The organism is Ensifer sp. CCNWLY38, assembly GCF_037120565.1.
GTDB classification, from domain to species: Bacteria; Pseudomonadota; Alphaproteobacteria; order Rhizobiales; family Rhizobiaceae; genus Ensifer; species Ensifer adhaerens_H.
The window spans coordinates 44,760-70,064 of record NZ_JBBBBO010000015.1 but is presented as its reverse complement, the minus strand read 5'-3'; the positions used below and the strand labels follow the sequence as shown (position 1 = coordinate 70,064).

Genomic DNA, 25,305 nt, shown 5'->3' with positions numbered 1-25,305 from the left:
CCTGTCAGAGCATTACGTCGCCGGAGTTAGGTCCAAGCGTCTGGCCGACGAAGAGGCTTGCCGCCGGCGACGCCAGGAACGACACCGTGGCGGCCACCTCTTCCGGCTCGCCGAAGCGGCCGAGCGGCAATTGCTGTTTCTTCGCGGCGCGCCAGTCGTCGGAAAGTTCCATCACGAGTGGCGTGTTGATCGGCCCCGGCGCGACGGCGTTGACGCGCACGCCGCGGCTCGACACTTCGCGTGCCAGTGCCTTGGTCATGCCGATGATCGCCGCCTTGGCACCGGAGTAATGGACGAGTTCGACACCGCCGATCTGACCGAGCTGCGAGGCGATGTTGACGATGACGCCTTCGCCGCGCTCAAGCATCGGGTGCAGCACCGCCTTGGTCATCAGGAACGTGCCGCGTACGTGAACAGCGAACATGCGGTCGAAATCGACGACATCCAGGTTTTCGAACAGCGCCTGATGCGCGATGCCGGCATTGTTGACGAGGAGCTCCGCGGCACCGTGTGCGGTCGTACCTACTTCCACGATCCTGCGGACATCAGCCTCGCTCGAAACATCCCCGGCGACAGCTAGCGCCCTGCCCCCTGCTTGGACGATCTCGTCGGCGACTGCCTGACTGCGCTCGTGCGAGAGATCGTTGACCAGCACAGCGCAGCCGTCGGCGGCAAGCCGCAGGGCAATCGCGCGGCCGATGCCTGAACCGGCGCCCGTGACGATCGCAGCCGGAGAAGGTGCCCCTACCATCATGCTTCCTCCTGGATCGCAACGCGCTTGGCGCGGCGCACCGACAGCGTCATTAGAGCCGCGTAGGTGCCAAGCAGTGCAAAGGAGAAGAGCGTCGTCAGAACGCCAAAGGCAAAGACGTTCGGATGCACTTCGACAGAGAAGGTGCCGTAGATCGCCAGCGGCAGCGTCAGGTCGCGGCCCGAAGCAAAGAGCGTGCGCGAGAACTCGTCATAGGAGAGCGTGAAGGCAAAGAGCATTGCTGAGAGCACGCCCGGGAAGATCAGCGGAAAGGTGACCTTGCGGAAGGTGCGCGCCGGGGCGACGCCGAGTGACCAAGATGCCTCCTCCATGCTGGGGTCGAAGCGGTTGAAGATCGCCAGCATCACCAGGAAAGCGAAGGGGAAGGTGTAGACGACATGCAGCACGAAGGCCGTGCCCCACCAGTGGCGATCGATGCCGAGCGTGTTGGCGACAAGCGCCATGCCGAGGCCGACGAGCACGCCGGGCACCATCATGCCGAGGACGATGAGATAAAAGGCCACGCCGGAACCGCGGAACTTGCGGCGGAAGGCCTGGGCGGCGGTGACACCGAGCACCGTGGAGACGATCATCGTCATGACGGCGAGCACCAGCGAGCGGACCAACGCCTGTTCGATCGGCAGCGGCGCAATGCGGGACGGCGGCGTCAGGCCGAAGAGATGCTGATACCAATAGGTCGACCATTCGATGATCGGGAATTGGGGTCCGCCTTCCGGTCCGGTCTGAAACGAGAGGATCGCCAGAACCGCAAGCGGTCCGTAGAGGAAGACCAGGAAGAGCGCGGTATAGGCGCCGAGGCCGAGTTTCATGCCGCTGGCGTTCATGATCAGAGTTCCTTCCCGAGGTCGACGACCCTGAGGAGCGCGGCAATGACCGCCCCCATCAGGATGGTGAGGACGACGCCGGCGACGGCGGCAAAGGCCCATTTCAACGAGCCGACCTGTGTGACGATGATGTTGCCGAGCAGGTTGACCTTGCGGCCGGAGAGCGCGGCAGAGGTGGCGAACTCGCCGAGCACCATGACGGAGACGAAGATCGCGCCGACCACCACGCCTGGCATGGACAAGGGCAGGATGATCGTGCGGAAGATCCGCCAGAAACCGGCTCCCAGATCCTGCGCCGCCTCAATGACGGAGTGATCGATACGGCCGAGCATGAAGGCGATCGGCCCGACCATGAAGACGCAGTAGATCTGCGTCATGCCGATGATGACCGAAAGCTCCGAAAACAAGAGAACCTCGATCGGCGCGTCGGTGATGCCGAGGTTCATCAGGATCATGTTGATCGCACCTTCCTTGCCGAGCATCGGCCGCCAGGCGAGTACGCGGATCAGGAACGAGGTCCAGAAGGGAATGACGCAAAGGACGAGCAGAACCGTCTGCAGCGCCTTGTTCTTGACGAAGAGCCCGACATAGAGCGCGGCCGGGTAGCCGACGAGGACAGTCGCGACGAGCACGATCAGCCAGATGCGCACCGTCGTCCAGAGCGCACCGAGATAGGTATCGCTGGTGAAGAAGGTGACCCAGCTTTTCAGCGTCAGCGTCGGCTCGATCTTGAAGGTGGTCTGCGTCCAGAACGAGACGTAGACCATCATCAGCATCGGCAGGACGAGGAACAGGACCATCCAGAGGACGCCAGGGGCGAGCAGCCATAGCGCCTTTCCGCCGGGCTTCTTCTCAGCGACGGTTTCCGCTTCCGTCTGTTCCGCAACGGCCATCATGCTCATCTCTCAATCTCCGGGGACCAGTGCAGCACCGAAGCACCGGCTTTGGCAGTTTCAGTTTCCGGCGCTTCAGGCATCGGTGTTTCAGGCGTAGACAAGGGCGTCCTCCCGCTTCCAGACGAGCGCATAGCGGCCCTGATCCACATAGGTTTCAGGCGCGGCATGGCTGAGATGGGTCTCCACTTCGAAGACCCGCCCGTCATCGAGGGTGAAAAAGGAATTGACCGCAGCGCCGGAATACTCGCTGGCGACGAAGTTGCCTTCGACGCGCAACTCATTCTCGCCGATCGCTGCCTCGCGGGGGCGCACCGCGACGCGGTCGTAGCGGATCGCATAGGCCGGTTGCGTCGCCCGGGTTGCCGGGCGGTTGCCGAGCGAAAAGCGCCCGGCACTGCCGACGAAGGCACCGCCTTCGAGGCGCCCGGGGAAAAGGTTGTAGCAATTGAGGAAGCGGGCGACCGCCGGTGAAGCCGGACGGTTGTAGATGGTGTCGGAATCGGCCGATTGCGCGATGCGGCCGCTGTCGAGCACCAGGACCGTGTCACCCATCGCCAGGGCCTCGGTTTCGCTTCCCGTAACATGAAGGAACGTGACGCCGCAGCGCTCGCGGATGGCGCGCAGTTCGGTGCGCATCCGGGCGCGCAGATTGGCGTCGAGTGCACCGAGCGGCTCGTCGAGCAAGACCATGCGCGGCTCGGTGACGAGCGTGCGCGCCAGCGCGACGCGCTGTCGTTGGCCACCCGAGATCTGTGTGACGGCGCGGCCTTCCAGCCCGCTCAGGCCAACCAGAGCGATGATGTCCTTGACCCGCCCCTCGACCACACGACGGTCCGTCACCGCATCGACCTCGCGGTTCTCCAGGCCGAAGGCGATATTCTGGGCGACAGAGAGATGCGGGAAGAGCGCGAAGTTCTGGAACACGAAGCCGATGCCACGCTGATGCGGCGCGACGTTGTCGATGCGCTTGCCGTTAAAGACGATGCCGCCGCCGTCCGGATCCTCGAAACCGGCGATCACGCGCAACAACGTCGTCTTGCCGGAACCGCTCGGCCCGAGGAGCGAGATATAGGCGTCGCCCGGCAATGCGAGGTCGATACCATCGAGCGCACGCATCTCGCCAAATGCCTTGGTGACGTTCTTGAGCTGTAGGACTGTCGACATCGCTTTCCTGCCCGTTATCGCCGACCGGCCACCAGCCAACGCTTCGCCCTCGCCGGCGCCGATCAGGCGTCCGAACGCACATGCGATAGCGATCACGCATGGGTCACATGCGCGGCTGAGATGACGGTCCTTTGCGATTCAAAAATAAGTTCCACCTGTGCGCTTCTTCTGAGCGCTTGCATGTCACGAACCATGACACGAATGATTTTTGTATGCAATAGACTTTTATCGGCTTTTTAACGAGTGTGAATGAATGGCATTCTGACAACGCAAACACGACATCCGCACCGCCTGCCCCGCACTCGAACCGCCTACGGCCCACAGATGAGAACACCGCGCAATTGCACCATGTTCAAGGGATGCAACCGCAGGAGATCTCCAATCAGGCAACAGCCTCACCATCGCCGCAGCCACGCATACTCATGCTGGCGCGCCACTTCTATCGGTAACAATGCGATGGACAAGCGCATAGAAAAATTGCACATATGTATGCAATATGCATTTATTTTGCGCTGTCACGGTCACCGGCAAGTGGCGTAAAGAAAGGGGACGACATTGCCAGCCAAACGGAAGATGCCAGACCGCATGAGCGAGCCACGCCTCGGCCAGAATACGCAGCGCCGATACGAAATTGCCGAGGATGTGCTGCGCACGAACATTGCCGAAGGCACCCTGCCGCCCGGCCTTGTTCTGCTCGAAGGACCGATCGCCGATATCTTGCAAATCTCCCGCGCGCCGGTGCAGCGCGCCCTGCTGCAGCTCGAAAGCGACGGGCTCGTACACCGTTTCAAGGGACGCGGCTATCTCGTCGGCCCTCCAGGCCGGGCGATCGAGCCAAACCGCACCGACATCAAGACCCTCGGCCTCATCGTGCCGCAACACGCCGACGAGGCACTGCAAAGCCGCTCGTCCTGGGAGCGCATCTACGACGAGATCGAGAACGATGTCGCCGGCTGCGTGATCTTCGGCCAATACCGCATCATCGAAAACGAGCTCGCCAACCACTTTAACGTCAGCCGGACGGTCGTGCGCGATGTGCTGACCCGATTGCGCGAGCGCGGGCTCGTGCGCAAGAACCAGAGCTCGCACTGGATCGCCGGACCGCTGACGGCCCAGACGGTAAAGGATCATTTCATGTTGCGCCGGCTGCTGGAGCCGCAGGCGCTGGCGCTTGGCGCGCCGCACATCGACCGCGACCGGCTTGCCGCACTTTTCAACCGGCTCGTCGAGTTCGGCCAGACGCAAGACGGTGACGGCTGGCTGGGCCTTGAAGACATCCTCCTGGAGTTCACTGAGGCTTGCGTCCTTGCCATGCCGAACGAACGCCTGCGTGAGCTGATCCGCAACAATCTCCTGCCGGTCACCGCCACCGAAAAGCTGCTGCGGCAACTGGGGTTGCCGGGCGATCCGGCTGTCATCGCCGAACTGAAACTCATCGTCGAGCTCATGGCGCGCGGCGCCAATTCGGCGGCCGCGTCGATGCTCGAAAGCCATATCGACGCTTCGCTGAACCGCACGATCGCGCAGATGAAGATCGTGGCCATCATCCCCGGGCCGAGCTTCACCGCCGCCTATCTGACACGTGTTGTCGAATAAGGCGTTCGCCGGCTTGAAACGGGCGCCGTGAAGCCGAGCGGCCGCTGCCGCCGGTCGCAAGATCAGGTCCGCCCTCCTCACCGCCTACCCTCCTGTCTTCACAACGCCTGTTCGGTTGCAGTGATCGTGCTGCTAACGTTTTGGCGCCGCCGGACGCCCTTGCGTCCGGTCGCCAACTGCGTCACGCACTTATAGCGATAGCCGTCCGCAGCGCTTCGAGCCGCGTGCCTTCTTCGGCGCGGGCCGCCAAGGCCTCCTCCATCGTCACTTCGACGAAGTGGGTCGGCGTATGCGGCTGCAATTGCCCGATCAGGTCCATATCCGCCGAGATCACCGTTCCGACCATGAAGTAGCCGCCACCCGATACGGCATCGCGATGCAGGATGATCGGCTCTGTGCCACCCGGCACCTGGATCGAGCCGTAGGGATAACAACTGTCGACGATGTTCGAGGGATCTGACCCGGCGCCGAACGGCTGGTCGCGATCGACGAAGCTCAGCTTGCGGCCACCGCGGAAGCGATAGCCCATGCGATCGGCCTCCGGCGCAACCTTCCACTCATCGGCGAAGAAGCTCTGCTTTGCCTCGTCCGTCAGGCGATCCCAGTAGAGCCCGGGCAGCACGCGCAAAGCTGCAGGTGCCGCCGGCTTGCGGCGCAGGCATTCATCCACCGTCAGTCCCTCGCGGGCGGCGCGGGCCTGCCCGACTGGCAGAACATCGCCGGCCGCAAGCGCGCGTCCCTTGTATCCACCAAGCGCGCCGATCGGATAGGTCGAGCGGCTGCCGAGCGCCTCCGGCACGTCGATGCCGCCGGAGACGGCGATGTAGATGCGCGCGCCGGACTTGAGGAAGTCGAAGCTCAAGGTCTGTCCGGCCTTGACACGAAAAGCCGTCCATCCCGGCTGGAGGACATCGTCGACCTTGACCGGCATATCGGCGCCAGTGACGGCAACGAGCGCGTCTTCGGTGAATTCGAGCTTCGGCCCGAGGAAGACTGCCTCCAACCCGGCGGCGCCCTCGTCGTTGCCGACGAGCAGATTGGCGGCCCGCATGGCGTAGCGATCCATTGCCCCGCCGAGTGGAATTCCCAGATGGAAGTAACCGGGGCGGCCGAGGTCCTGGATGGTGGTCGCCAGACCATGATGCAGCACATTAATGGCCATTGAGCACACCCTCCAGCTTGGTGTTGTAGCCGGCGATGTCCTTCTGGAACTCGCGCAGGTCGAAGCTGACGTCGCGGATCGGCGGTGCGAAACGTCCCCTGTCGACATCCTCCACCGCCTGGTCGTAGGCATCGCGGTCGATGGGCTTGAACTTGACGATGTCGCCGGGTCGGAAGAAGACCATGAAATCGCGCAAGTAGCTGGTCGTCTGCGTCGGATCGAAGATCGGCATCGGCGTGATGCCGAACATCTGGTAGCCGCCGGCGCCCCGCACCGAGTAGATGCAGCCGAAACAACCGCCGTGACCAACCGTCAGCTTCGGCGTATCGGTCCGCGGCCGCAGATATTTCGGCACCTCGATCTGCCGCTGGCGCTCGACCATCTGGTACATGAAGGGCAGGCCGGCCACAAAACCGACCATCGAGACGAACCAGGGTGAGCCTGAATGGGCGGCCACGAAATCGGCGACTGCGTCGTAGCCATTGATCCGCGCCGCGTAGTCTAGGTCGGTTCCTTTCGGATCCTGGTGCCGTTCGCGGAAACGCATCAGCGTCTCGTGCGTCCACGGATCGCTATAGAAGACCGGGATCTCGACGATGCGCGTGCGGATGACAGGCTCGGCGCGCTCCGCAGCACCTTCGATCGCCCGAACTTCCTTCAGCACATCGTCCGGCTTGATCACGTCAGGATCGAACTTGATCTGGAACGAGGCGTTCGCCGGACAGATCTCCGTAACACCGCGGATGCGGCTTTCCCGCACGCCCTTCGCCATGGAGAGGCTCTTGAAGAAGGCTTCGAGAGACATCTCGTCGCTGCATTCAACGAACAGATGCTCGTCACCTCCGAATGTATAACGCGTCGGCATCACGCGACCTCCGCGGTGCGGCCGCCTGGCGCGACGAACTCAGTTTCCAGCCATATCTCGAGAAAGCGGGTGTGGAAGGCACCGGCAGCAACGTCCGTATCGGCGGCCAGCGCCTGATGCAGCGCAATCGTTGTCGGCACGCCCTCAATCTTCAGATCTGCAAGCGCCCGAGAGAGTCTTGCGAGGCACGCCGGCCTGTCCTCACCCCAGACGATCAGCTTGCCGAGCAGAGAGTCGTAGAAGGGCGGTATCGTGTAGCCCTCGTAAAGCATCGTGTCGAAGCGAATGCCCTCACCTTCCGGCACGGCCAAGCGCGTGATCTTACCCGGCGCCGGCATGAAACCGCGTGCTGGGTCCTCGGCATTGATCCGGCACTCGATTGCGTGGCCGCGAACCGAAATGTCCGATTGGCGCACGGAAAGCGACGCGCCGCCGGCCACACGGAACATCTCCTGGACGAGATCGATGCTGGTGATCATTTCGGTCACGGGGTGCTCGACCTGGATACGGGTATTGACCTCGATGAAATAGAAGGCCTGACTTTCGTCGTCGTAGAGATATTCGACCGTACCGGCGCCGCGATAACCGACGGCCCGGGCGAGCGCCACAGCGCTGTCGCACAGCTTCTGTCGGACATCGGCAGGCAAGAGGAATGAAGGCGCCTCCTCCCAGACCTTCTGCCGGCGGCGCTGCAGCGAGCACTCCCGCTCGAAGCAATGCACGAAGTTCTCTCCGTCGCCGAGGATCTGTACCTCGACGTGACGCGCACGGGTGATGACCTTCTCTAGGTAGAGGCCGCCGTCGCCGAAGGAGGCGAGTGCTTCGGCCGACGCCTGGGGGAATTGCTTGTCGAGTTCCGCCGGATCGTTGACGATCCGGATGCCACGCCCGCCGCCACCGGCGGCGGCCTTGATCATGATGGGGAAACCGGTCTGCGCGGTTACCGAATGCGCCTCTTCCAAGCTCGCTATCCGGCCGTTGCTGCCGGGCACCGTCGGCACGCCTGCCTTCTCGGCCACGGCACGGGCCTGCACCTTGTCACCGAGTAGCCTGATAGCATCACCGGAAGGGCCGATGAAGATCATGCCAGCAGCAACGACCGCATCGGCAAAATCGCCGTTCTCCGACAGGAACCCGTAACCCGGATGCACCGCGTCGACACCCGCGCGCTTGGCCGCCGCGATCACGGTGGCAATGTCGAGATAGGATTTCCTTGGCGCTGGTGGACCGATTTCGATAGCTTCGTCTGCGAGCTTCACCGCCAGCATATCCGCGTCCGCAGCGCTGTAGACCTGGACCGTGCGGATGCCGAGCGCCTTTGCCGCCCGGATAATGCGCACAGCGATCTCACCGCGATTGGCAATCAGGACCGAGCGGATCGTCATAGCTCCACCTCGGCGATCACCTGACCGGCCATGACCGGCTCTTCATTGTCGACGAGGAACCGGATGCTGCCGCCGGCGACGCCCGCCTGGATCTCCTGGAACGTCTTCATCACCTCGATCAGGCCGATGGCCTCGTTCGAGGCGACCGCGTCGCCATCCGATTTGAACGGCGGGACATCCGGAGCAGACGACCGATAGAAGGTTCCTGGAAGGGGCGATCGGATTTCGTGCTTGCTCATGGTTGCCTCCGCTTGGTCAATTAGTCTTCAGCTGTGAAACAGGAGCGATGCGGATACCCTCCGCCGCAAGCGCTTCCCGCATGAGGCGCACGATATCGAGTGCGCCGAGCGTATCGGAATGGAAACAGATGGATTCGAAAGCAATGTCGATATCGCTACCGGTCACGGTGCGCACGCGACCTTCCTTGCAGGCGCGCACCACCTTTCGCGCGATCGCGGCTGCGTCGGGGCGACCGGCGTCGCGGGTGAAGACGATCGAGCCGCTGTCATCGTAGTCGCGATCGGCATAGAACTCGCGAATGACCGGCTGCCCGACTTCGCGCGCAGCGATTTCCGTCTCCGAACCCGCCATGCAGAAGACGAAAGCCGTCGGCGCGACCGTGCGCATATATTGCAGGAAGATCTGTGAAAGCTCGCGGTTGACCGCCATTTCCATGTACAGGGCGCCGTGCGGCTTGACGTGCTGCAGGCTGGCGCCGTGTCGTCTCGCAAACTCCCTGACAGCGCCGACCTGGTAGACGACATCGTTGACCAGTTCGCGTGCCGTGCCGGCGATCTTGCGTCGACCGAAGCCCTGCAAGTCGCGATAGCCCGGATGCGCGCCGATACCGACGCCGTGCTCGGCCGCGAGCCGCACGGTCTCGTCCATCAGATTGGGGTCTCCGGCGTGGAAGCCCGCGGCAATGTTGGCAGAGCTGATCAGCGCCATCAAAGTCGCGTCATCCGTATCGCCGATGTGCCAGCGACCGAAGGCCTCTCCCATGTCACAGTTGATGTCGACGACGTCGAGCAAAATCTCTTCCTTCGATTGTGGCCGCCGAGAAGCCAGCCGAACCTCCGATAGGCAAACGCTAGGGGCAATCTGTCCATTTGAAAAATTCTATTTTCATATGCCATGTATCTGTTTTACAGAATTCGCAGTTGCAATATCCTTCCTGAGAAAATATCGTCAAAACCGCCAGTTAAGCGGGTCTGCCTGTGTTTCGATCCAAGTATCTGCACAAAGAGAAAGCAGGCTTTCTGATTAACGGGCGTACATTATCGAAAAATCAGAAGAGCAATCGATGTCGATCAGCCTTCGCCAGCTTCGCTATTTCGTCGCGACCGCCGAACTCGGGCAGATCTCGCAAGCCGCCGTCGATCTCTCCATTTCGCAATCGGCCATTACCACGGCAATCAAGGAACTGGAGCGCATCGTCGGGGCGAGCCTGTTCCTGCGGACGCCGAGCGGCATGGACCTTACCTTGGCCGGGCGGCAATTCCTCTCCCACGCCTATGAGATCCTGAAGAAGGTCGACGAAGCAACGCATCTCAACGTCGTCAGCAGTGCGGTCGAGGGCACGCTGGCAATCGCCGCAACCTATACGGTGATCGGCTACTTCCTGCCGCAGCATATCGAGCGGCTACGGCGGCTGTTCCCGAAACTGGAACTTCAGCTTTTCGAGCTCAATCGCGAGTCGATCGAAGAAGGCCTGTTGACCAACCGTTACGATATGGCGGTGTTGTTGACCTCCAACATCCTCAACCCGGCGCTGACGACAGAAAAGCTCATGAGTTCGACGCGGCGGCTCTGGGTGCCGGCCCAGCATCCGCTGCTTGCGCGCGACAGTGTCGGCTTCCGTGAAATCGCCCAGGAGCCTTACATCATGCTGACGGTTGACGAGGCCGCGCACACCTCACTGAAATACTGGAGCGCGTCCACCTACCAGCCACGCGTCATTCTCCGGACCTCCTCCGTCGAAGCTGTTCGCTCGCTGGTGGCCAACGGCCAGGGAGTGGCTATCCTTTCCGACATGGTCCACCGCCCCTGGTCGCTAGAAGGCCGGCGCATTGAAACGATCGACGTTCGCGATCCGGTGCCCGCGATGGACGTCGGGCTTGCATGGCGTCGCGGCACGGAGTTCTCGCCAGTCATGACGGCGCTGCGCTCCTATTTTCAGCAGACCTTTCATCTGCCCGGCGTTCGGGCCAGTTCATTCGGAACGGATTAAGGCGAAGCCAGCCAAGCGCTACCCTCGGCCGCGCGAGGTGGCGTTCGTTTTGCCGAGTCCGCGCCGGATCGGGCTAGGAACGCAATTTGCGGCGCTTTGCAAAGAATCTTGCGAACAACCTCCCTGAGTTGCATATGGCAGTAATAGCTACACGGCCTGGTAAGTCAAACGAGGCTTCTCGCTCCTCTTCCTGGACGGCTAGGCCGCAGCCACACGGAAGTGCCCGGGCGCTTTGCAGCCCTTTGCAAAGATTCTTGCTCAACGCCAATTGACGGCACGGAAGTTTGCAGAAACCATACGCCTCACAAATGAATTTGCGGGGACGTCATGACGATACTCGATCGCATTAAGGCTCATTCCAGGCGGTTGACCGATGCGGATCAAAAACTGATCACGACCATGCTGGAGAACCGTGCGGAAGCTGCGTTCTTGTCGGGCCCGCAGCTTTCCCAGCGCGCAACCGTCCATGAAGCGACCGCGACGCGACTTGCCCAAAAGCTGGGGTACAAGGGATTTCCTGACCTTCGTGCACAGTTGCAACGGGAAGTGCTGGACGATCAGGACGCCGCCAATCGCATGCGCCGGTCGGTATCGAAGGTCGAGCACGGCGACTACCTGACCGATCTGATTGCGGCTGAGATCGCGGCACTCGAAACACTCGCCCGGTCGGTCACACAGGCGGATATGGATACGGCCGCCGATCTGATCTTTGCCGCACGCCGCGTCTTCATCTTCGGGCAGGGCCATGCGCAATCGGTCGCCGGCTTCCTCCAGCGCCGCCTCGATCGGTTCGGCATGACCACCATTCAACTCACTGGCCGCGGCCGGGACATAGCCGAACGCATGGTCAGCATGGATGCCGGAGACCTAGTGGTGGCGCTGGCGTTTCGCAAACAGCCGCAAAGCTACGGCCCGCTGATGCGGCACGCGGCACGCGTCGGCGCGAAATCGATCCTCGTCTCCGATCTGGCCGGGCCGCTGATGGAGCCCGCTGCCGATCTGATGCTCGCTGCGCCAAGGGGGCGCTCGGGAAGCGAATTCCAGACACCGACGATCCCGTTTGCGATCGTCAACGCCATCGTCCTGACGATCGCCGGGCGTCACCAGAGGCAGGTCATCGGCAGGTTGGAGAAGCTGTCGGAGTTGTTCAACGACTTCGACTGAGGGGAATGAAAAGGGAGGAGCAAGACATGTTGAAAAGACTGAGCAATGCCGCACTTGCCGCGTGTTTCGTGCTGCCGTCGATCGCGATGGCGTCCGATCTCGACGGATTGACACCGCAGCAATTGCTGCCACTCGCGCAGAAGGAGGGGAGCGTCACCGTCTTCTCACTGTCGAGCCGCATCGCCAAGATCGAGAAGGCATTCGAAGAAGCTTACCCGGGAATCGACCTGATCGGCCTCGACATGAGTTCGACCAAGCAGATCGCCCGCGTCGAGGCGGAACAGCAGGCCGGCGTGCATGCCGTCGACGTACTCTACATCGCCGATACGCCTGTTGTGTTCACCAAGCTTCTGGAGGGGAAGCGCATCGTGAACTACGTGCCGCCACGCGTGTCGAATGAACTGGAGGATCGCTACAAGGCGCCGCTCCTGACCCAGCGCCTCTCGACCAAGGTGCTGATGTACAACGAAAAGGCCTTTCCGGACGGTTCGCCCGTCACCAATCTCTGGCAACTCACTGAGCCGGAGTGGCAGGGCCGGGTGTTGATGGTCGACCCGAGCCAGCGCGGGGAACTGCTCGATCTCTTGACTGAGATCGCGCTGCATCCGGACGAGATGGCAGCCGCCTACAAGGCGCATTTCGGCAAGGACATCGAGGTGGAGGCCGATCTTCAGGGCGCCGGCGAACAGTTCATCAAGAACCTGTTTGCCAATGACCTGATCCTGCTACCGAACAGCGACGTGCTCAACAAGTCGATCGGCGACGTCAATGCCAAGAACCCGCCAGTCGGTTTTGGCACCTATTCCGACCGCCGCGACAACGAAAAGGAAGGCTGGGCCCTGCAGGTCGCCAACAATGTCGAACCGGCCAACGGCATCCTCTTCCCGGCCGTGTTGACGGTCGCCAACAACGCGCCCCATCCGGCGGCCGCCCGATTGCTGATCGATTTCATGTTCGGTGACGACACGCCGACCGGCGGAGCCGGCTTCGAGCCTTTCAACGTCCCCGGCGACTACGCTACCCGCAAAACCATCGCCGACCATCCGGGCTCGGTCAAACTTAGCGAACTGAAGGCCTGGACGATCGATCCGGCAAAGACGGCCGCTGCGCGCGGCCGCATCGCCGACCTGATCATCACGCTCCAGTAACAGAAACCGTCTGTCGGCACACTTTTCACAATGCGTGCCGACAGACGCCGAGGTTCGCACATGACATCTCTATCCATATTCGCACCATCGGGCAGCCGGCTGCTCCGATCAGGCTTCCTCTTGCCGGCTCTTCTCGTTGCCATCGTCGCCATCCTGGTTGTCGCTCCGCTTCTGCGCATCCTCGTCACCACGCTGACGCCTGAGGGACTTGCGGCGTGGAAGGCCGTGCTCGTCAGTCCTTTGTCCGCCAATCTCTGGTGGCGGCCGCTTCTCAATACCATGATCCTCGGCTTCAGCGTCGGCAGCGGCTGCCTGCTCATCGGCGGCTTCCTCGCCTGGCTGGTCGTGCTCACCGACGTGCCGGGGCGGCGCTTCCTCGGTCTGATGGCAACGTTGCCCTACATGATCCCGAGCTTTGCAGCAGCCCTCGCCTGGGGCACGTTGTTTCGCAACTCCCGCCTTGGCGGTTCGGCCGGCTTCTTCGAAACCAGTGGCCTTGCCATTCCTGATTGGCTGGCCTGGGGGCTGATACCGACGGCAATCGTGCTGATCGCGCATTACTATTCGCTCGCCTACACCATCATCGCTGCGGCGCTGAGCTCGGTGGGTGCCGATCTCGTCGAGGCAGGCCAGATGGCCGGCGCCAAGCGCCCGCGCATCTTCTTCGGCATCATCCTGCCGGTCGTCACACCCGCCTTGATCGCCGCTACGTCGCTGACTTTTGCCGGCGCCGTTGCCAACTTCGCGGCCCCTGCCCTGCTCGGCCTGCCCGTGCGCATGCAGATGCTTTCCACCCGCCTCTTCGGCATGATTGAGACGGGGCAGAATGAGCGTGGCTTCGTCCTCGCGCTGCTGCTGATTGCGGTGTCGGCACTGTTTCTCTGGCTTTCGGACCGTATCGTCTCCGGGCGCAAGGCCTTCATCACCGTGACGGGTAAAGGCGGGCGAACCAAGCGCTTCCCGCTCGGCGTCTGGCGTTGGCCGCTCTTCGCGATCGCCGTCGTGGTCGGACTTCTCACCACGGTTCTTCCGGTTCTCGTGCTTACCGCATCGAGTCTTGCGCCACAGAGCGGAGCACTCTTTTCCAATTGGACGCTGCATTTCTGGATCGGCGAAGGCGGCGGCGAAATCGCGCAGGGACAGGCCGGCATCTTCCGCAATCCGGTGCTGATCGATGCGATTTGGAACACGATCCGCCTCGGCCTCGTAGTTGCCTTCACGACGATGCTGCTCGGCCTTGCGCTCGCCTATACCATCGTGCAGCGCAAGGGCAGCCTGCTCGCCACCCTGCTCAGCCAGCTTGCCTTCCTGCCGCTGCTGGTGCCGAGTATCGCCTTTGCCGCGGCCTATATCGCGCTCTTCGGTGCACCGATCGGGCCGCTGCCCTCGCTTTATGGCACCTTCGCCCTGCTCGTCATCGCGGCGTCGGCGCATAACTTACCCTTTGCCGTGCAGTCCGGCCGCTCCGTGCTCGGCCAGATATCGGCCGATATCGAGGAGAGCGCCCGGCTCACGGGGGCGGGACTGATCCGTCGTCTCTTCGCGATCATCTTCCCGCTCGCCATCCGCGGCCTCTTTGCCGGGGCAATCCTCGTCTTCGTCAAGATGGTGCGGGATCTCTCGCTGGTCGTGCTGCTGTTCACCTCCACCTCGCCCGTGCTCAGCATGGTCGCCTACCGCTATGCGGCCGAAGGTTTCATGCAGTTCGCCAACGCCATCACCCTCGTCATCCTCGTCGTCTGCCTGGCTGCCTCGTTCCTCGCCCATGCCCTGCAGAACCGTGTCCAGAAATGGAAACAACCATGAACGCCATCACAACCAGCACCGCGGACGCCATCAAGATCCGCAACCTCGTCAAAAGGTTCGGTGCCTTCACCGCCGTCAAGGACGTCAACATCTCCGTGCCCGCTGGCTCCTTCCTGGTTCTCGTCGGGCCGTCAGGCTGCGGTAAGTCGACCCTCCTGCGCATGCTCGCCGGGCTCGAGAGCCCGAGCGAAGGGGAAATCGCCTTCGTCGGACAGACCGTTTCCAGCGGAGCGGGCGGCATCATCGCCGACGCCGGCAAGCGCAATGCCGGCCTCGTCTTCCAGAGCTACGCGCTCTGGCCGCACATGACCGTCGCTGGCAATATCGCCTGGCCACTGAAGGTCGCCAAATGGCCGCGGGAGAAACGTGAAAAGCGGGTCCGGGAAGTGCTTTCGCTTCTCGGCATCGATGCACTCGCCGAACGTTATCCGGCAGAAATCTCCGGCGGCCAGCAGCAGCGCGTGGCGATTGCCCGCACGATCGCGCCGGAGCCGAGCATCCTGCTCTTCGATGAGCCGCTGTCGAACCTCGATGCCAAGCTACGCATCGAGATGCGCAGCGAACTGATGCGCATCCACCGGGCGACCGGGGCGACATCGGTCTATGTCACGCATGACCAGGTCGAGGCCATGACCATGGCGACCCATGTGGCCGTGCTCAACAATGGCCGCGTCGAACAGTTCGGCAAGCCGATCGATCTCCTGCGCAACCCGCAAACCACCTTCGTCGCGACCTTCCTCGGCACGCCGCCAGCAAATTTGATACCGGTCCAACGGGTGGATGACAGGCTGGTTTTCGGGCAAACGGCGCTCGCGCCGGCAAGCCTTGCGGCGGGCCACGACGCGGCGCAACTCCTCTATCGCGCCGAGGATGTCAGCGTCGGCTCGGTCGCCGGAGTACCATCTCTCACGGCCCGTTTTGCCGAAGCCGCGCCGATTGCCGGACGCACCATGGTGACGGCGATGGTCGGCGACCTGCGCGTCACCGCTATGGCCGACGGTTATTTCACCGCAACACCCGGGGAGACGATCCCCCTTTCCTTCATTCGCACACCCGATGCGGTTTTTGCCGCCACCGGAGAAAGGATCCATCAATGAGGCTCATCCTCATGCGCCACGGCGAAACCGAGTGGAACGCCGAGCAACGCCTGCAAGGCCAGGACAACTCACTCCTGTCGGAGCGCGGCGTCGCACAGGTCAGGCGATTTCGTCCCTATGCCAAGGCGCTGAAGCCGGTTCGCATCATCGCCTCCGATCTTGGTCGCACCCTGCAGACGGTCGCGCTCATCGGCCATCCAGATGCACCGACCGACGAGCGCTTCCGCGAACTCGACATGGGCGAGTGGACCGGGCGGCGCAAGCCGGATCTGATCGCCGAGCGCCCGGAGGAATATGCCGCCTGGCGCGCCGGAACCTTCACGCCGGCCAATGGCGAAACCTGGGGCGCCTTTCGCGGGCGCGTGGCTGAAGGCGTGCACGACTGGATGTCCCGGACAGAGGGGGACCTTTTGATCGTCGCCCATGGCGGCGTCGTCCGCGCCGCCTGCCACGAATTCCTCGACCTTCCGCCGTCGCGTGTCGTCCCGGTGACCCCGGGAACGGCGACCATCCTGCATTTCCCGCGGCGCGGCAGCATGGCCGCGCAGCTCGAAGGCTACAATATCGGCTCTGTCGCCCCCGACGAATCCGTCGCCGACTGACGCTTGCGACGAGGGCAGTGAGATGAACTCCGGAACATTGGTTATCCTGGAACTCCTTGGCGGCGTGGCGCTGCTTCTGTGGGGCGTGCGCATGGTGCGCACCGGCGTCATGCGTGGCTGGGGCGACCGGCTGCAGCGCTTCGTCGAGGAGCGCTTGTCGAACCAGATCACGGCCTTCGGTGGCGGCGTTCTAGCAACCGCGGTGCTCGGCAGCGCCACGGCGATGGCGCTGATCGTTGCCGGGCTCGCAGGCGCCGGGGCAATCTCGGCGCCGACAGGACTTGCCGTGCTGCTCGGGGCGGATATCGGCTCAGCTCTTGTCTCGGGCCTCTTTGCCTCCGGCTCCTCACTCGCGGCGTTGCTCGCTCCGCTGTTTCTGTTCGCCGGCTATGTCGCCTTCAGCGCGTCCAGCGAATTTCGCCCGCGAAACGTGGGGCGCATCCTGATGGGCCTCGGACTGATGCTGATGGCGTTGAAGGTGATCGTTTCGGCGACCGCACCTCTGCGCCAGGCGACGCTCTTCCACGATGTGCTGGGAACCGTTGCCGGGGAGCCGGCGCTCGGTTTCCTCATCGGCGCGCTGCTTGCCTGGCTCTGTCACTCGACACTCGCGGTCATCCTGCTCGTCGCCTCGCTTCTGTTGAACGGCAGCCTCGACATTGCCGGAGCCGTGCCCTTGATCCTGGGTGTCAATTTCGGCGGCGGCCTTCCGGCTGTCAGCGCCACGCTCGACCAGCCACCCGTGGCCCGCAAGCTGCCGCTCGCCAACCTCTTCTGTCGCGGCCTGCTGGCGCTCGCGCTGCTGCCTTTCGCGCGCGAGATCGTAGAGATGGCCGGGCGGTTGCCCGCCGAACCGCTCCACGTCGCCGTCGGCCTCCACGCTGCCTTCAACCTGCTGGTCGCAGCCGTGTTCCTGCCGCTGTCTCCCTTCGTCATCCGCGTGGTGGAGCGGCTTTTCCCGGCACGGCCCGCCGCCGACGACCCGCTGGCGTCCCCGCGCTACCTCGACAGAAGGTCGCTCGAGACACCGGCAATCGCGCTCAGCAACGCGACGACCGAAACGATACGCATGAGCGAATTGCTGGAACGCATGTTTCTGATGTCGCTAACGGCGCTGCAATCCGGCCGGATGGAAACCCTGAAGGAACTGCCCTCGATCGACGCGAGGCTCGGGAACTACATGGCCTCCGTTCATGCCTATCTCGGACAGCTGACCCAGGACGAGCTTTCCGCCGGGGACACCGGCAAAGCCCACGAGATCATGCTGTTTGCGAGCAATCTCGAACATGCCGGCGACGTCATCAAGCTCAGCCTCGCCGACCGCATTCGGGCCAAGGTCAAGCAGGACATCCCTTTCTCCGCGAGCCAGCGCGAGGCGCTCGATGCCCTCGCGGAAGTGATCACCGCATCGCTGAGGCTGCTTCCCGCGGCGCTCCTGTCGCGCGACGTCTCCGCTTCAGCCCACCTTGCAGCCCAGAAGGATCGTTTTCGCGAACTGGAGGATGAGGTCGTCGGTCGATATCTCGGCCGCGAACGCATCGAGGCGGCCGCCGATGCGAAAGGCAATGCGCTGTTCATCGACCTCGTGCGCGATCTGCACAGGATCAACTCCGATATCGCCGCCGCCGGCTACCCGCTGGTGCGGGCAGCCGGACTGCTGAACCGAAGCCGGATCAGAAACCGCCGGTCGGCCGAAGGGCACGCATAGGCCTCTGCACGGTGTCGCTGGCTAAGGCCAAACGTCTGGGAGGAAGTGGCTGATGGCGTTCTCTGCCTGCGCGCCAAGTCGCCAGGTCGCCCTTGATCGGAATCTTGGAACGCAGAAGATCACAAGGACCTCAACAGGCTCAATCCGCAGATGACCACCAGCATCTCTGCGCCTTGAAGGGAATCGAACCTTCCGCCCAGGCATTTCGAATGCGATAGCTCCTGGCTCGGCGCCCGCGGAACCTAATTCTTTTGGATGACTTTTCGCGCATCCTCCACGCGTTCTACTATCTTGGCGGGAAATCTGGAGAGGGGCATGCACTATCGCCAAAGGTCGGTGCTGTTCGCGGCACCTGGACTGATCATCGGAGCCGCCGCACTGGGCGCTTCGGGCGGTATAACCGTTGCAGACTTCGAAAAGCCTGAACTGCTGATCGCCGTGCTGTTTATCGGCCTCCTGATCGGCATGGCCATTGAGCAGTTCCTAGCCACGATGAGAAAGCAGGCGTGGCGGGAGAAAAACAGATCACGCTGGGAGGAAAGGCGCAGCCACGAGCGCATTGTAGTGGGACCTTGGCAACAGATGCCAGTTACGGAGCCATCGAAGCCGGTCGACGCCACCGATCAACTGCGTATCGTGATGCGCTCGGATTTCAATATTCAGCCGTTGCTGAATAAGAGCGAGGCCCGGGTGTTTCGGGAACTCGACAGCATCGTGATCGGCTGCAATCCTTCCTGGCAGGTAATGGCGCAGGTTTCGCTGGGCGAGATCCTCCGAAGCACCGACCCAGACGCCTACCGTTGCATCAACTCCAAACGTGTCGACTTGCTGCTCGTAGACAGCAACTGCCAACCTCGGCATGTCATTGAGTACCAGGGCGGAGCGCACCATCAAGGCGCCGCGGCCGCGCGTGACGCGGTAAAGAAGGAGGCGCTGCGACGCGCCGGGATCGGGTACTACGAGGTCGTAGCTGGCCAAACGACCCCGTCGGAACTCAGGCGCTTGGTCGAGAAGTTGGTGGACAAGCCGAGTGTCACCTAACGCGCCCTCATCACGAATGCCTGCACGGTCGAGCCACTTCCATTGGAGGAACACATCGCATTGGCTTGATGGAATTGAGGCAGCCCCGAGATGATCTCCGATTTCGAGGCAGTTTGCGAAAATCTGTTTCCGGCCAGCCACGGAGCGATCGAGGACTGGCGCACATTCCCCTGGCATCGGGACCGAACCAACCGAATTCAGGCGCACAAGGCGCATTCGTCGCAAGCCATCGCGATCGACGTCTTCGGCACACTCAAGATGAGCACAGACCGCGACCGCATCCTTGACGCCATCGCCGAGCGTGTGGGGGTGGCGCCGGGCGGTCCATGGGCGATAACACTCGAGTGGACGGATACCGATCGGCTTTTGAGGGAACCCAGGCCCACGCAAGTCGACGTCCTTGCCGTTGGCTCGATGGCAGCGCTCGTTATCGAGTGCAAGTTCACCGAACCCGGAGGACAATGTAGCCAAACGGCTGTGTCGCGCTCGAGCGAACGACAATGCAACGGAAGCTACGCTGACCAAATCAACCCGCGTAACGGCGTCCGCGCGAACTGTGCTCTTACAGGCAAGGGCATTCGGTACTGGGTATACATCCCTGAGGTCTTCGCGCTCGATCCGGGCGTTGATCATACGCCCTGCCCATTTAAGGGAGGCGCCTATCAGTGGATGCGCAACGCAGTGCTGGCGGCAGCGATAGGCAAGCACCGCAACCTTCAAGCGGCAGCTCTCGCAGCCTTTGCCGACCACCCCAGTTTCCCGACAGCGCGGAAGGTAAAGCGGGGCTTGGTGGATCCCTGTCTCGCTGGCCAAGCGGCGATCACGCCGATCTCCTATCAGGAGATCATTGCGATCGCTTGTCACGTCGGCCTGGACCAAGGACTCTGGAACGGCCTCTCTGCATGGGTCGACCATAAGATCGCTAGGGCGGTGTCGCGAAGATCGGACTGCCAAGAGGTTTCAAATGGATGCTGATATCTGGGATAGAGCCTTCTATGACGACGGCGAGTGGGTTTCCTGGTCCGACGTGGAAGAACAGCTCCGATATCACGAGTGGCGAGCGAAATATCCCAATGCGACAATATCTCTGATCCCGTATTTTCAGGATCTCTTGTCACTGGCAGAAAGCTACCACATTCAGACAGGTCGTCATCTCAATGTTTACGGAGACATTGGGGAACTCTTCGGCGCCATCACCTACGGAATAAAGCTGAACAAGAACTATGCGCAGGGTGCTGATGGTAGGCTTGGCAACGATCACGTTGAGATCAAAACCATCACCCCCTTCAAGTCCAAGGACGAGGTTTTCGTCAAGGTAGCAGGTAACTTCAGCAAGCTCCTCGTCGTGAAGATCAACGCGGACTTTGAAGTCTCATCCCGGATGGTCCATCGCTCGAAGCTTCCCAAAACGGCGAAACCTCTCCTGAGGATACGATGGAGAGATCTGCCTCACGCCGATTGATGGCTTCGTCAGCGACCACGCCATTCCGGCAGCGGAGCTCGGCGAAATCTCAGAAAAGTTCGGGGCTTAATCCAATCAAGCCGACAACAATGCAATGGCCACCCCCTGCATTACAATCGCGAGCGAAACGCATCGATCATCGTAACCGCTGTTCCACTCCCACGTTGTCCTCGCCGCTCTGATCTGTGATCGCCTATCCATGGACGAGCAACGGGAGTTTCTCCATGGAGACTACATTGGAGGTTCTCGGGACCAGGAAGCCTGGACGTGAGGTTCACCGGCACTGGCCGGACGAGGTCAAGGCGCAGATCGTTTCGGAGAGCCTTCGGCCCGGAGCGATTGTAAATGAGGTCGCCGAGCGGCATGGGTTGAAGCCGAACCATCTGTCCACCTGGCGCACGATGGCGCGGCAGGGCAAGCTGGTTTTGCCTGCACCTGAGGATGCGGTGGAGTTCGCAGCGGTGATCGTCGATCCGCCGGTTTCGGAGCTGCCGATCAAAGAAGTCGCTCGCCCTGAGATCATCGTTGGTTCCATCACCATCCGCTTGGAAGAAGGCGCGTCTGCCGCCCGGATCGCCGCCGTCGCGCGTGCCTGCGCGGTTCCGGCATGATCTTTCCATCGAACCGGGTTCGGATCATGGTGGCGACCAAGCCGGTCGACTTTCGCAAAGGCCATGTTGGCTTGGCGGCACTGGTCAAGAACGAGTTGCACAAGGACCCATTTACCGGAACGGTCTTCGTATTCCGGTCGCGTAATGCGGATCGACTGAAGTTGATCTACTGGGATGGAAGCGGGCTGGTGATGGCCTACAAGCGGCTGGAGGAACACACGTTCACCTGGCCGGGCATCAAGGATGGCCTGATGACCTTGGGCCATGCTCAGTTCGAGGCGTTGTTTGCAGGGCTCGATTGGCGTCGGGTCCGTGCCGTGGAGGCGAGAGCGCCGGAAGGTATCGAGTAGATGCGGCACAATGACTCGGGCGGCAAATTCCGACGACGAAGCACCGCTGGCTTTGATAAGCTTCGACCATGTTGGACGCCGCCGATCTTCCCGACAATATCACCGCTTTGAAGGCGATGCTGATCGCAGCGCAAGCGCGAGAATTTCGCAAGGATGAGCGGATCGAAAGGCTTGAGAAGTTGGTCGCCGCCTTCAAGCAGGCTGCCTTCGGCCGCAAGTCCGAGAAGGCTGATCCCGAGCAATTCGATCTCGCACTCGAAGACCTGGAAATGGCCATTGCGGCCGTCCATGCCGAAGACGAAGCCGATAGCCCTTCGGACAAGCCGCGCACCAAACCACGTTCCGCTAATCGTGGCTCTCTTCCCGCCCATCTCCCTCGCATAGAGGAGATCATCGAGCCGGAAAGGCTGATCTGCTCTTGCGGCGGTGGCTTGCATTGCATCGGCGAAGACGTGTCCGAGCGGTTGGATGTCATTCCGGCGCAGTTCCGCGTCATCGTCACCCGTCGTCCCAAATATGCGTGCCGTGCCGGCACCGACGGGGTTGCCCAGGCTCCAGCGCCTGTGTGGCTGATCCAAGCCGGATTGCCGACGGAAGCGACTATCGCACATGTGCTGGTGTCCAAATACGCCGATCATCTGCCGCTCTACCGGCAGGCCCAGATCATGAGCCGCCAGGGCATCGATCTTGACCGTTCCACACTAGCCGACTGGGTCGGTCGGGCAGCATTCGAACTGCGCCCGGTCTTCGACGCCCTGATTGCCGACCTGAAGCGCTCGACCAAACTGTTCATGGACGAAACCCGTGCGCCGGTCCTTGATCCCGGCTCCCGCAGGACCAAGACCGGATACTTCTGGGCGCTGGCTCGTGATGACCGACCGTGGGGCGGCGGCGCTCCACCAGGTGTGGCCTTCACCTATGCTCCAGGCCGTGGCGGGCAGCATGCCGAGCGGATATTGCAAGGGTTCACCGGCGTCCTTCAGGTCGATGGCTACGCCGGATACAACCGGCTGATCGCACCCGACCGTGTCGGTCCCGACATTCGACTTGCCTATTGTTGGGCACATGCCCGGCGCAAGCTGGTCGAGATCACCCGCACTGGCTCAGCGCCGATTGCCGAGGAAGGCGTGAAGCGGATCGGTGAACTCTATCGGATGGAGGCCGAGTTGCGCTGCCTCGACCCCGAGGCTCGTTTGTCTGGACGGCAAAAACGATCAGCACCGCTGATCGCCGACATGCAAACCTGGCTCGCCCATCATCGTGCTCGCGTCGCTGCCAAGTCCCCACTCGGCGAGGCTCTGACCTACATCGCTAAATATTGGAACGGCCTGGGCCTGTTCCTCACCGATGGCCGCGTCGAGATCGACAACAACAGCGTCGAAAGAACGATCCGGCCAATAGCCCTTAACCGGAAAAACTCGCTGTTTGCAGGGCATGACGCCGGAGCCGAGAACTGGGCGACAGTCGCCTCGCTCATCGAGACGTGCAAGCTTAATGCTGTCAATCCGCTGCCCTACCTGACCGCCACGCTCACCGCCATCGTCAATGGACACAAGCAGAGCCAGATCGACGAACTCTTACCTTGGAATTATCCGGTCTTGTCCAGCAATTCCCATCAATGACCGCAGTCGGCTCTAAGCGGTCAAGACCTGATCGTAAATATGTTCAACCCGGAAACATCGCTCTCAATTTGTTCGAAACCACGAGCAAGGTAATACGGCGAGTTATCGGGTGTGGCGCACAGATAGCATAAGCCGTATCCGCGCTTCGTAGCCTCGTTGCGAGCAACCTCCATCAACTTTGCTGCAATCCCGTTTCGCCGCACTTCCGGCTCTACCCAAAGAGCGGCTATCCATGGTGAATATTGTGGGCGATCATCGAGATCATTTTCGATTAGTAATACTGAGCCGAGATACTTGCCTTCCTTATGTGCGACAAGAGCGAGAGGGATGTCTTCGCCTTCAATCATCGGATCCAGATGGGCGCGATATTCAGCCAAAGAAACACCACTATCAGTCCACCAAGCATTCCAAGCACGGGAAGCGATTGTGTCCGCCCACTCCGGGCAGGTCTGTAGATTAGAAACTTCCACGGAATACCCTTTAAAATCGTGCCATGAAGTAAGTTGCACCATATCGATGTGCAGTTCTCGATCAAGCAGGTGGAGAGCATAGGTCATTCATAACGTCCGCTTCTGGCTTGGCGGCATTTAACTTTTCGTCCAGGTGTGAGCTGCACACCGGTTACGAGAGGCCGATATTATAGGCCGCGTTTCATCTCGTCTGCCATAACGCGGTCGACCACATCCGGATCGCATTGTTCATCGACGAGAAACTGGCGGATTCCACCATCCCATGTCCGTATGTCGGCGAGGAGATTTTGGAGCTCGTCCACGCCGTTCTCGGTCAGGCCCTTTGTGCCGTATTCGCTGCCGTCGCGGACATAAAGCAATTCGCCTTCGCTGATATTATCTTATTGTCCGAGTTGGCGGTCACCTCTTCGATCAACTCGAGGTTCTCGCCGATCATCTCAGCGACCTCTTTCATGGAAAGGCGATCAGAGATCAGGGCAGTGATGACAACGTGGGAGCGGAACAGCGGTTGCCGATCATCGCCCTTGAGACGTCGCCCGAATAGCAGATTGGGGCTGCTCCGCCGGGCTTCGAATACGCACTCCTGCGCCCGCACCGCCGCCCAGCCCGATCGCGACTTTCCGGGCATGGGCACGAGCCGCTATAGCCGGAAATCGAGTCAGCGATGATGCGCTGTACGATCACGGAATCGGAAATCCGCGGGACTTCGATTGGATCTTCACGAGACGACTCTGCGGATTCAGATGTATCGCGCTTTGGCTCCGACCGAGGTTTGTCGGAACTTAGGAGATGCGATGCAATCCACCCCTCCCTCCGTGTGAGATTGTCTAGGACACGGGACCATTCACCATCGACTGACAGTAAGCGGACCGGCCGACCCGCGTCGTAGCGATCAAGGATCGGAAACTTCTTCCCTGGTCCTTCTCGTAAGGCGACGCGCTTGCCGCGTACGAAAACCGTGGTGGTCACTTCCTCAGTGTCGGCGCTTTCAACCGCTGCAGAGGACCGGCCTTGCTGAGGCGTGGCCGCAGAGACTTGCGCGCTTACTCCGGCCACGGGATTCTGTTCTTGTACGACAATTCTTGCTGAAGGCACCCGCGTCTCATTGACTGCCGCCCGGTCGTCGCTATTTGCGCCGAGCCAATAGATCATTGTTACAGCTACGGCCCCACCAACAAGAAATCGTCGCATGATACTTCCCCGCCCCTGGGTTGTATCATTTAACGCTTTCCGGAAGACGGCAAGCCCACGAAGTAGTCATCCGGGCTCGTGACCGAGATCCGCACTATCCTTCAACGACGGACGGAATTTGGCGATAGCGACCCCTGAC

Annotated in this window: 25 protein-coding genes and 1 pseudogene; 14 read left to right on the top strand and 12 right to left on the bottom strand. The window is 61.7% G+C overall.

Annotated elements, in window-relative coordinates:
- Nucleotides 1–4: 4 nt before the first annotated feature.
- The 4 genes from V7S54_RS27505 to V7S54_RS27490 all read right to left on the bottom strand — a co-directional run bounded on the left by V7S54_RS27505 (nt 5) and on the right by V7S54_RS27490 (nt 3,656).
- The gene (locus V7S54_RS27505) at nt 5–754 is read right to left on the bottom strand and encodes a 3-oxoacyl-ACP reductase family protein (protein ID WP_336409405.1); all 750 of its coding nucleotides are present in this window, start codon (nt 752–754) and stop codon (nt 5–7) included.
- Nucleotides 751–1,596: an ABC transporter permease gene (locus tag V7S54_RS27500; protein WP_336409404.1), complete on the bottom strand. Its 846-nt coding sequence runs from the start codon at nt 1,594–1,596 to the stop codon at nt 751–753. The genes V7S54_RS27505 and V7S54_RS27500 overlap by 4 nt, the downstream gene beginning before the upstream one ends.
- Nucleotides 1,597–1,598: 2 nt before the next feature.
- Complete coding sequence (locus V7S54_RS27495; RefSeq protein WP_442892621.1) at nt 1,599–2,489, bottom strand: ABC transporter permease; 891 nt, start codon at nt 2,487–2,489, stop codon at nt 1,599–1,601.
- A gap of 90 nt (nt 2,490–2,579) precedes the next feature.
- Nucleotides 2,580–3,656 (bottom strand): ABC transporter ATP-binding protein, encoded by a 1,077-nt coding sequence (locus V7S54_RS27490; RefSeq protein ID WP_336409402.1) that lies wholly within the window; start codon nt 3,654–3,656, stop codon nt 2,580–2,582.
- Nucleotides 3,657–4,241: 585 nt separating this feature from the next.
- On the opposite strand from V7S54_RS27490, the gene V7S54_RS27485 reads away from it, so the two are divergent.
- Nucleotides 4,242–5,252 carry a GntR family transcriptional regulator gene (locus V7S54_RS27485; protein ID WP_058323979.1) on the top strand — a complete coding sequence of 337 codons (1,011 nt, stop codon included), beginning with the start codon at nt 4,242–4,244 and terminating at the stop codon, nt 5,250–5,252.
- Nucleotides 5,253–5,433: 181 nt separating this feature from the next.
- Here the strand turns inward: V7S54_RS27485 and V7S54_RS27480 are convergent, their stop codons facing one another.
- From V7S54_RS27480 to V7S54_RS27460, 5 genes are read right to left on the bottom strand one after another with little or no spacing between them, the layout of a single operon-like run.
- Nucleotides 5,434–6,414, bottom strand: a complete 981-nt coding sequence (locus V7S54_RS27480) for a biotin-dependent carboxyltransferase family protein (protein ID WP_336409401.1) — start codon at nt 6,412–6,414, stop codon at nt 5,434–5,436.
- A complete protein-coding gene (locus V7S54_RS27475; protein WP_336409400.1) occupies nt 6,404–7,279 on the bottom strand; it encodes a 5-oxoprolinase subunit B family protein in 876 nt (291 codons plus the stop codon). Before V7S54_RS27475 ends, V7S54_RS27480 begins: the two co-directional genes overlap by 11 nt.
- On the bottom strand, nt 7,279–8,664 hold the full coding sequence (locus V7S54_RS27470; protein ID WP_336409399.1) for an acetyl-CoA carboxylase biotin carboxylase subunit: 1,386 nt from the start codon (nt 8,662–8,664) through the stop codon (nt 7,279–7,281). Before V7S54_RS27470 ends, V7S54_RS27475 begins: the two co-directional genes overlap by 1 nt.
- On the bottom strand, nt 8,661–8,903 hold the full coding sequence (locus V7S54_RS27465) for an acetyl-CoA carboxylase (protein ID WP_058323983.1): 243 nt from the start codon (nt 8,901–8,903) through the stop codon (nt 8,661–8,663). The genes V7S54_RS27470 and V7S54_RS27465 overlap by 4 nt, the downstream gene beginning before the upstream one ends.
- 16 nt (nt 8,904–8,919) lie before the next feature.
- Complete coding sequence (locus V7S54_RS27460; protein ID WP_442892620.1) at nt 8,920–9,699, bottom strand: 5-oxoprolinase subunit PxpA; 780 nt, start codon at nt 9,697–9,699, stop codon at nt 8,920–8,922.
- A 268-nt stretch (nt 9,700–9,967) separates the two neighbouring features.
- Here V7S54_RS27460 and V7S54_RS27455 point away from each other — a divergent pair, with 268 nt between their 5' ends.
- From V7S54_RS27455 to tnpC, 13 genes are all read left to right on the top strand, one after another.
- Nucleotides 9,968–10,894 (top strand): LysR family transcriptional regulator, encoded by a 927-nt coding sequence (locus V7S54_RS27455; RefSeq protein ID WP_336409397.1) that lies wholly within the window; start codon nt 9,968–9,970, stop codon nt 10,892–10,894.
- Between the two features lie 327 nt (nt 10,895–11,221).
- The gene (locus V7S54_RS27450; RefSeq protein WP_336409396.1) at nt 11,222–12,058 is read left to right on the top strand and encodes a MurR/RpiR family transcriptional regulator; all 837 of its coding nucleotides are present in this window, start codon (nt 11,222–11,224) and stop codon (nt 12,056–12,058) included.
- A 26-nt stretch (nt 12,059–12,084) separates the two neighbouring features.
- On the top strand, nt 12,085–13,206 hold the full coding sequence (locus V7S54_RS27445) for an ABC transporter substrate-binding protein (RefSeq protein ID WP_336409394.1): 1,122 nt from the start codon (nt 12,085–12,087) through the stop codon (nt 13,204–13,206).
- 60 nt (nt 13,207–13,266) lie between these two features.
- A complete protein-coding gene (locus tag V7S54_RS27440) occupies nt 13,267–15,012 on the top strand; it encodes an ABC transporter permease (RefSeq protein WP_336409393.1) in 1,746 nt (581 codons plus the stop codon).
- Nucleotides 15,009–16,109: an ABC transporter ATP-binding protein gene (locus V7S54_RS27435; RefSeq protein WP_336409392.1), complete on the top strand. Its 1,101-nt coding sequence runs from the start codon at nt 15,009–15,011 to the stop codon at nt 16,107–16,109. Before V7S54_RS27440 ends, V7S54_RS27435 begins: the two co-directional genes overlap by 4 nt.
- Complete coding sequence (locus V7S54_RS27430; protein ID WP_223727913.1) at nt 16,106–16,711, top strand: histidine phosphatase family protein; 606 nt, start codon at nt 16,106–16,108, stop codon at nt 16,709–16,711. The genes V7S54_RS27435 and V7S54_RS27430 overlap by 4 nt, the downstream gene beginning before the upstream one ends.
- Before the next feature lie 22 nt (nt 16,712–16,733).
- Nucleotides 16,734–18,419 (top strand): Na/Pi cotransporter family protein, encoded by a 1,686-nt coding sequence (locus V7S54_RS27425; RefSeq protein WP_336409391.1) that lies wholly within the window; start codon nt 16,734–16,736, stop codon nt 18,417–18,419.
- A 315-nt stretch (nt 18,420–18,734) separates the two neighbouring features.
- Nucleotides 18,735–19,460, top strand: coding sequence for a DUF2726 domain-containing protein (locus tag V7S54_RS27420; RefSeq protein WP_336409390.1), 726 nt, complete (start codon nt 18,735–18,737; stop codon nt 19,458–19,460).
- Nucleotides 19,461–19,550: 90 nt separating this feature from the next.
- The gene (locus V7S54_RS27415) at nt 19,551–20,435 is read left to right on the top strand and encodes a PGN_0703 family putative restriction endonuclease (RefSeq protein WP_336409388.1); all 885 of its coding nucleotides are present in this window, start codon (nt 19,551–19,553) and stop codon (nt 20,433–20,435) included.
- Complete coding sequence (locus tag V7S54_RS27410) at nt 20,425–20,922, top strand: hypothetical protein (RefSeq protein WP_336409387.1); 498 nt, start codon at nt 20,425–20,427, stop codon at nt 20,920–20,922. Before V7S54_RS27415 ends, V7S54_RS27410 begins: the two co-directional genes overlap by 11 nt.
- Nucleotides 20,923–21,146: 224 nt before the next feature.
- Nucleotides 21,147–21,533 carry an IS66-like element accessory protein TnpA gene (tnpA, locus tag V7S54_RS27405; protein ID WP_336409386.1) on the top strand — a complete coding sequence of 129 codons (387 nt, stop codon included), beginning with the start codon at nt 21,147–21,149 and terminating at the stop codon, nt 21,531–21,533.
- Nucleotides 21,530–21,883 carry an IS66 family insertion sequence element accessory protein TnpB gene (gene tnpB / locus V7S54_RS27400; protein WP_336409385.1) on the top strand — a complete coding sequence of 118 codons (354 nt, stop codon included), beginning with the start codon at nt 21,530–21,532 and terminating at the stop codon, nt 21,881–21,883. The genes tnpA and tnpB overlap by 4 nt, the downstream gene beginning before the upstream one ends.
- 68 nt (nt 21,884–21,951) lie before the next feature.
- The gene (tnpC, locus tag V7S54_RS27395) at nt 21,952–23,505 is read left to right on the top strand and encodes an IS66 family transposase (protein WP_336409384.1); all 1,554 of its coding nucleotides are present in this window, start codon (nt 21,952–21,954) and stop codon (nt 23,503–23,505) included.
- Nucleotides 23,506–23,525: 20 nt separating this feature from the next.
- On the opposite strand, the gene V7S54_RS27390 is transcribed toward tnpC, so the two are convergent.
- The 3 genes and pseudogenes from V7S54_RS27390 to V7S54_RS33345 form a co-directional block, all read right to left on the bottom strand.
- Nucleotides 23,526–24,062 carry a GNAT family N-acetyltransferase gene (locus V7S54_RS27390; protein ID WP_336409383.1) on the bottom strand — a complete coding sequence of 179 codons (537 nt, stop codon included), beginning with the start codon at nt 24,060–24,062 and terminating at the stop codon, nt 23,526–23,528.
- 80 nt (nt 24,063–24,142) lie between these two features.
- Nucleotides 24,143–24,429 (bottom strand): annotated as a pseudogene (locus V7S54_RS27385) (hypothetical protein).
- 17 nt (nt 24,430–24,446) lie between these two features.
- Nucleotides 24,447–25,127, bottom strand: a complete 681-nt coding sequence (locus tag V7S54_RS33345; RefSeq protein ID WP_442892619.1) for an SH3 domain-containing protein — start codon at nt 25,125–25,127, stop codon at nt 24,447–24,449.
- Nucleotides 25,128–25,305 lie beyond the last annotated feature (178 nt).

What these genes read in the sequence shown, in the direction of transcription:
- V7S54_RS33345 (WP_442892619.1), bottom strand. Translation starts at nt 25,127, where the DNA reads ATGATCTATTGGCTCGGCGCAAATAGCGACGACCGGGCGGCAGTCAAT.
- V7S54_RS27420 (WP_336409390.1), top strand. Translation starts at nt 18,735, where the DNA reads ATGCACTATCGCCAAAGGTCGGTGCTGTTCGCGGCACCTGGACTGATC.
- V7S54_RS27390 (WP_336409383.1), bottom strand. Translation starts at nt 24,062, where the DNA reads ATGACCTATGCTCTCCACCTGCTTGATCGAGAACTGCACATCGATATG.
- V7S54_RS27470 (WP_336409399.1), bottom strand. Translation starts at nt 8,664, where the DNA reads ATGACGATCCGCTCGGTCCTGATTGCCAATCGCGGTGAGATCGCTGTG.
- V7S54_RS27500 (WP_336409404.1), bottom strand. Translation starts at nt 1,596, where the DNA reads ATGAACGCCAGCGGCATGAAACTCGGCCTCGGCGCCTATACCGCGCTC.
- tnpA (WP_336409386.1), top strand. Translation starts at nt 21,147, where the DNA reads ATGGAGACTACATTGGAGGTTCTCGGGACCAGGAAGCCTGGACGTGAG.
- V7S54_RS27455 (WP_336409397.1), top strand. Translation starts at nt 9,968, where the DNA reads ATGTCGATCAGCCTTCGCCAGCTTCGCTATTTCGTCGCGACCGCCGAA.
- V7S54_RS27415 (WP_336409388.1), top strand. Translation starts at nt 19,551, where the DNA reads ATGATCTCCGATTTCGAGGCAGTTTGCGAAAATCTGTTTCCGGCCAGC.
- tnpC (WP_336409384.1), top strand. Translation starts at nt 21,952, where the DNA reads ATGTTGGACGCCGCCGATCTTCCCGACAATATCACCGCTTTGAAGGCG.
- V7S54_RS27475 (WP_336409400.1), bottom strand. Translation starts at nt 7,279, where the DNA reads ATGCCGACGCGTTATACATTCGGAGGTGACGAGCATCTGTTCGTTGAA.
- V7S54_RS27440 (WP_336409393.1), top strand. Translation starts at nt 13,267, where the DNA reads ATGACATCTCTATCCATATTCGCACCATCGGGCAGCCGGCTGCTCCGA.
- V7S54_RS27445 (WP_336409394.1), top strand. Translation starts at nt 12,085, where the DNA reads ATGTTGAAAAGACTGAGCAATGCCGCACTTGCCGCGTGTTTCGTGCTG.
- V7S54_RS27410 (WP_336409387.1), top strand. Translation starts at nt 20,425, where the DNA reads ATGGATGCTGATATCTGGGATAGAGCCTTCTATGACGACGGCGAGTGG.
- V7S54_RS27435 (WP_336409392.1), top strand. Translation starts at nt 15,009, where the DNA reads ATGAACGCCATCACAACCAGCACCGCGGACGCCATCAAGATCCGCAAC.
- V7S54_RS27465 (WP_058323983.1), bottom strand. Translation starts at nt 8,903, where the DNA reads ATGAGCAAGCACGAAATCCGATCGCCCCTTCCAGGAACCTTCTATCGG.
- V7S54_RS27495 (WP_442892621.1), bottom strand. Translation starts at nt 2,489, where the DNA reads ATGGCCGTTGCGGAACAGACGGAAGCGGAAACCGTCGCTGAGAAGAAG.
- V7S54_RS27490 (WP_336409402.1), bottom strand. Translation starts at nt 3,656, where the DNA reads ATGTCGACAGTCCTACAGCTCAAGAACGTCACCAAGGCATTTGGCGAG.
- V7S54_RS27450 (WP_336409396.1), top strand. Translation starts at nt 11,222, where the DNA reads ATGACGATACTCGATCGCATTAAGGCTCATTCCAGGCGGTTGACCGAT.
- V7S54_RS27485 (WP_058323979.1), top strand. Translation starts at nt 4,242, where the DNA reads ATGAGCGAGCCACGCCTCGGCCAGAATACGCAGCGCCGATACGAAATT.
- V7S54_RS27505 (WP_336409405.1), bottom strand. Translation starts at nt 754, where the DNA reads ATGATGGTAGGGGCACCTTCTCCGGCTGCGATCGTCACGGGCGCCGGT.
- V7S54_RS27480 (WP_336409401.1), bottom strand. Translation starts at nt 6,414, where the DNA reads ATGGCCATTAATGTGCTGCATCATGGTCTGGCGACCACCATCCAGGAC.
- V7S54_RS27430 (WP_223727913.1), top strand. Translation starts at nt 16,106, where the DNA reads ATGAGGCTCATCCTCATGCGCCACGGCGAAACCGAGTGGAACGCCGAG.
- tnpB (WP_336409385.1), top strand. Translation starts at nt 21,530, where the DNA reads ATGATCTTTCCATCGAACCGGGTTCGGATCATGGTGGCGACCAAGCCG.
- V7S54_RS27425 (WP_336409391.1), top strand. Translation starts at nt 16,734, where the DNA reads ATGAACTCCGGAACATTGGTTATCCTGGAACTCCTTGGCGGCGTGGCG.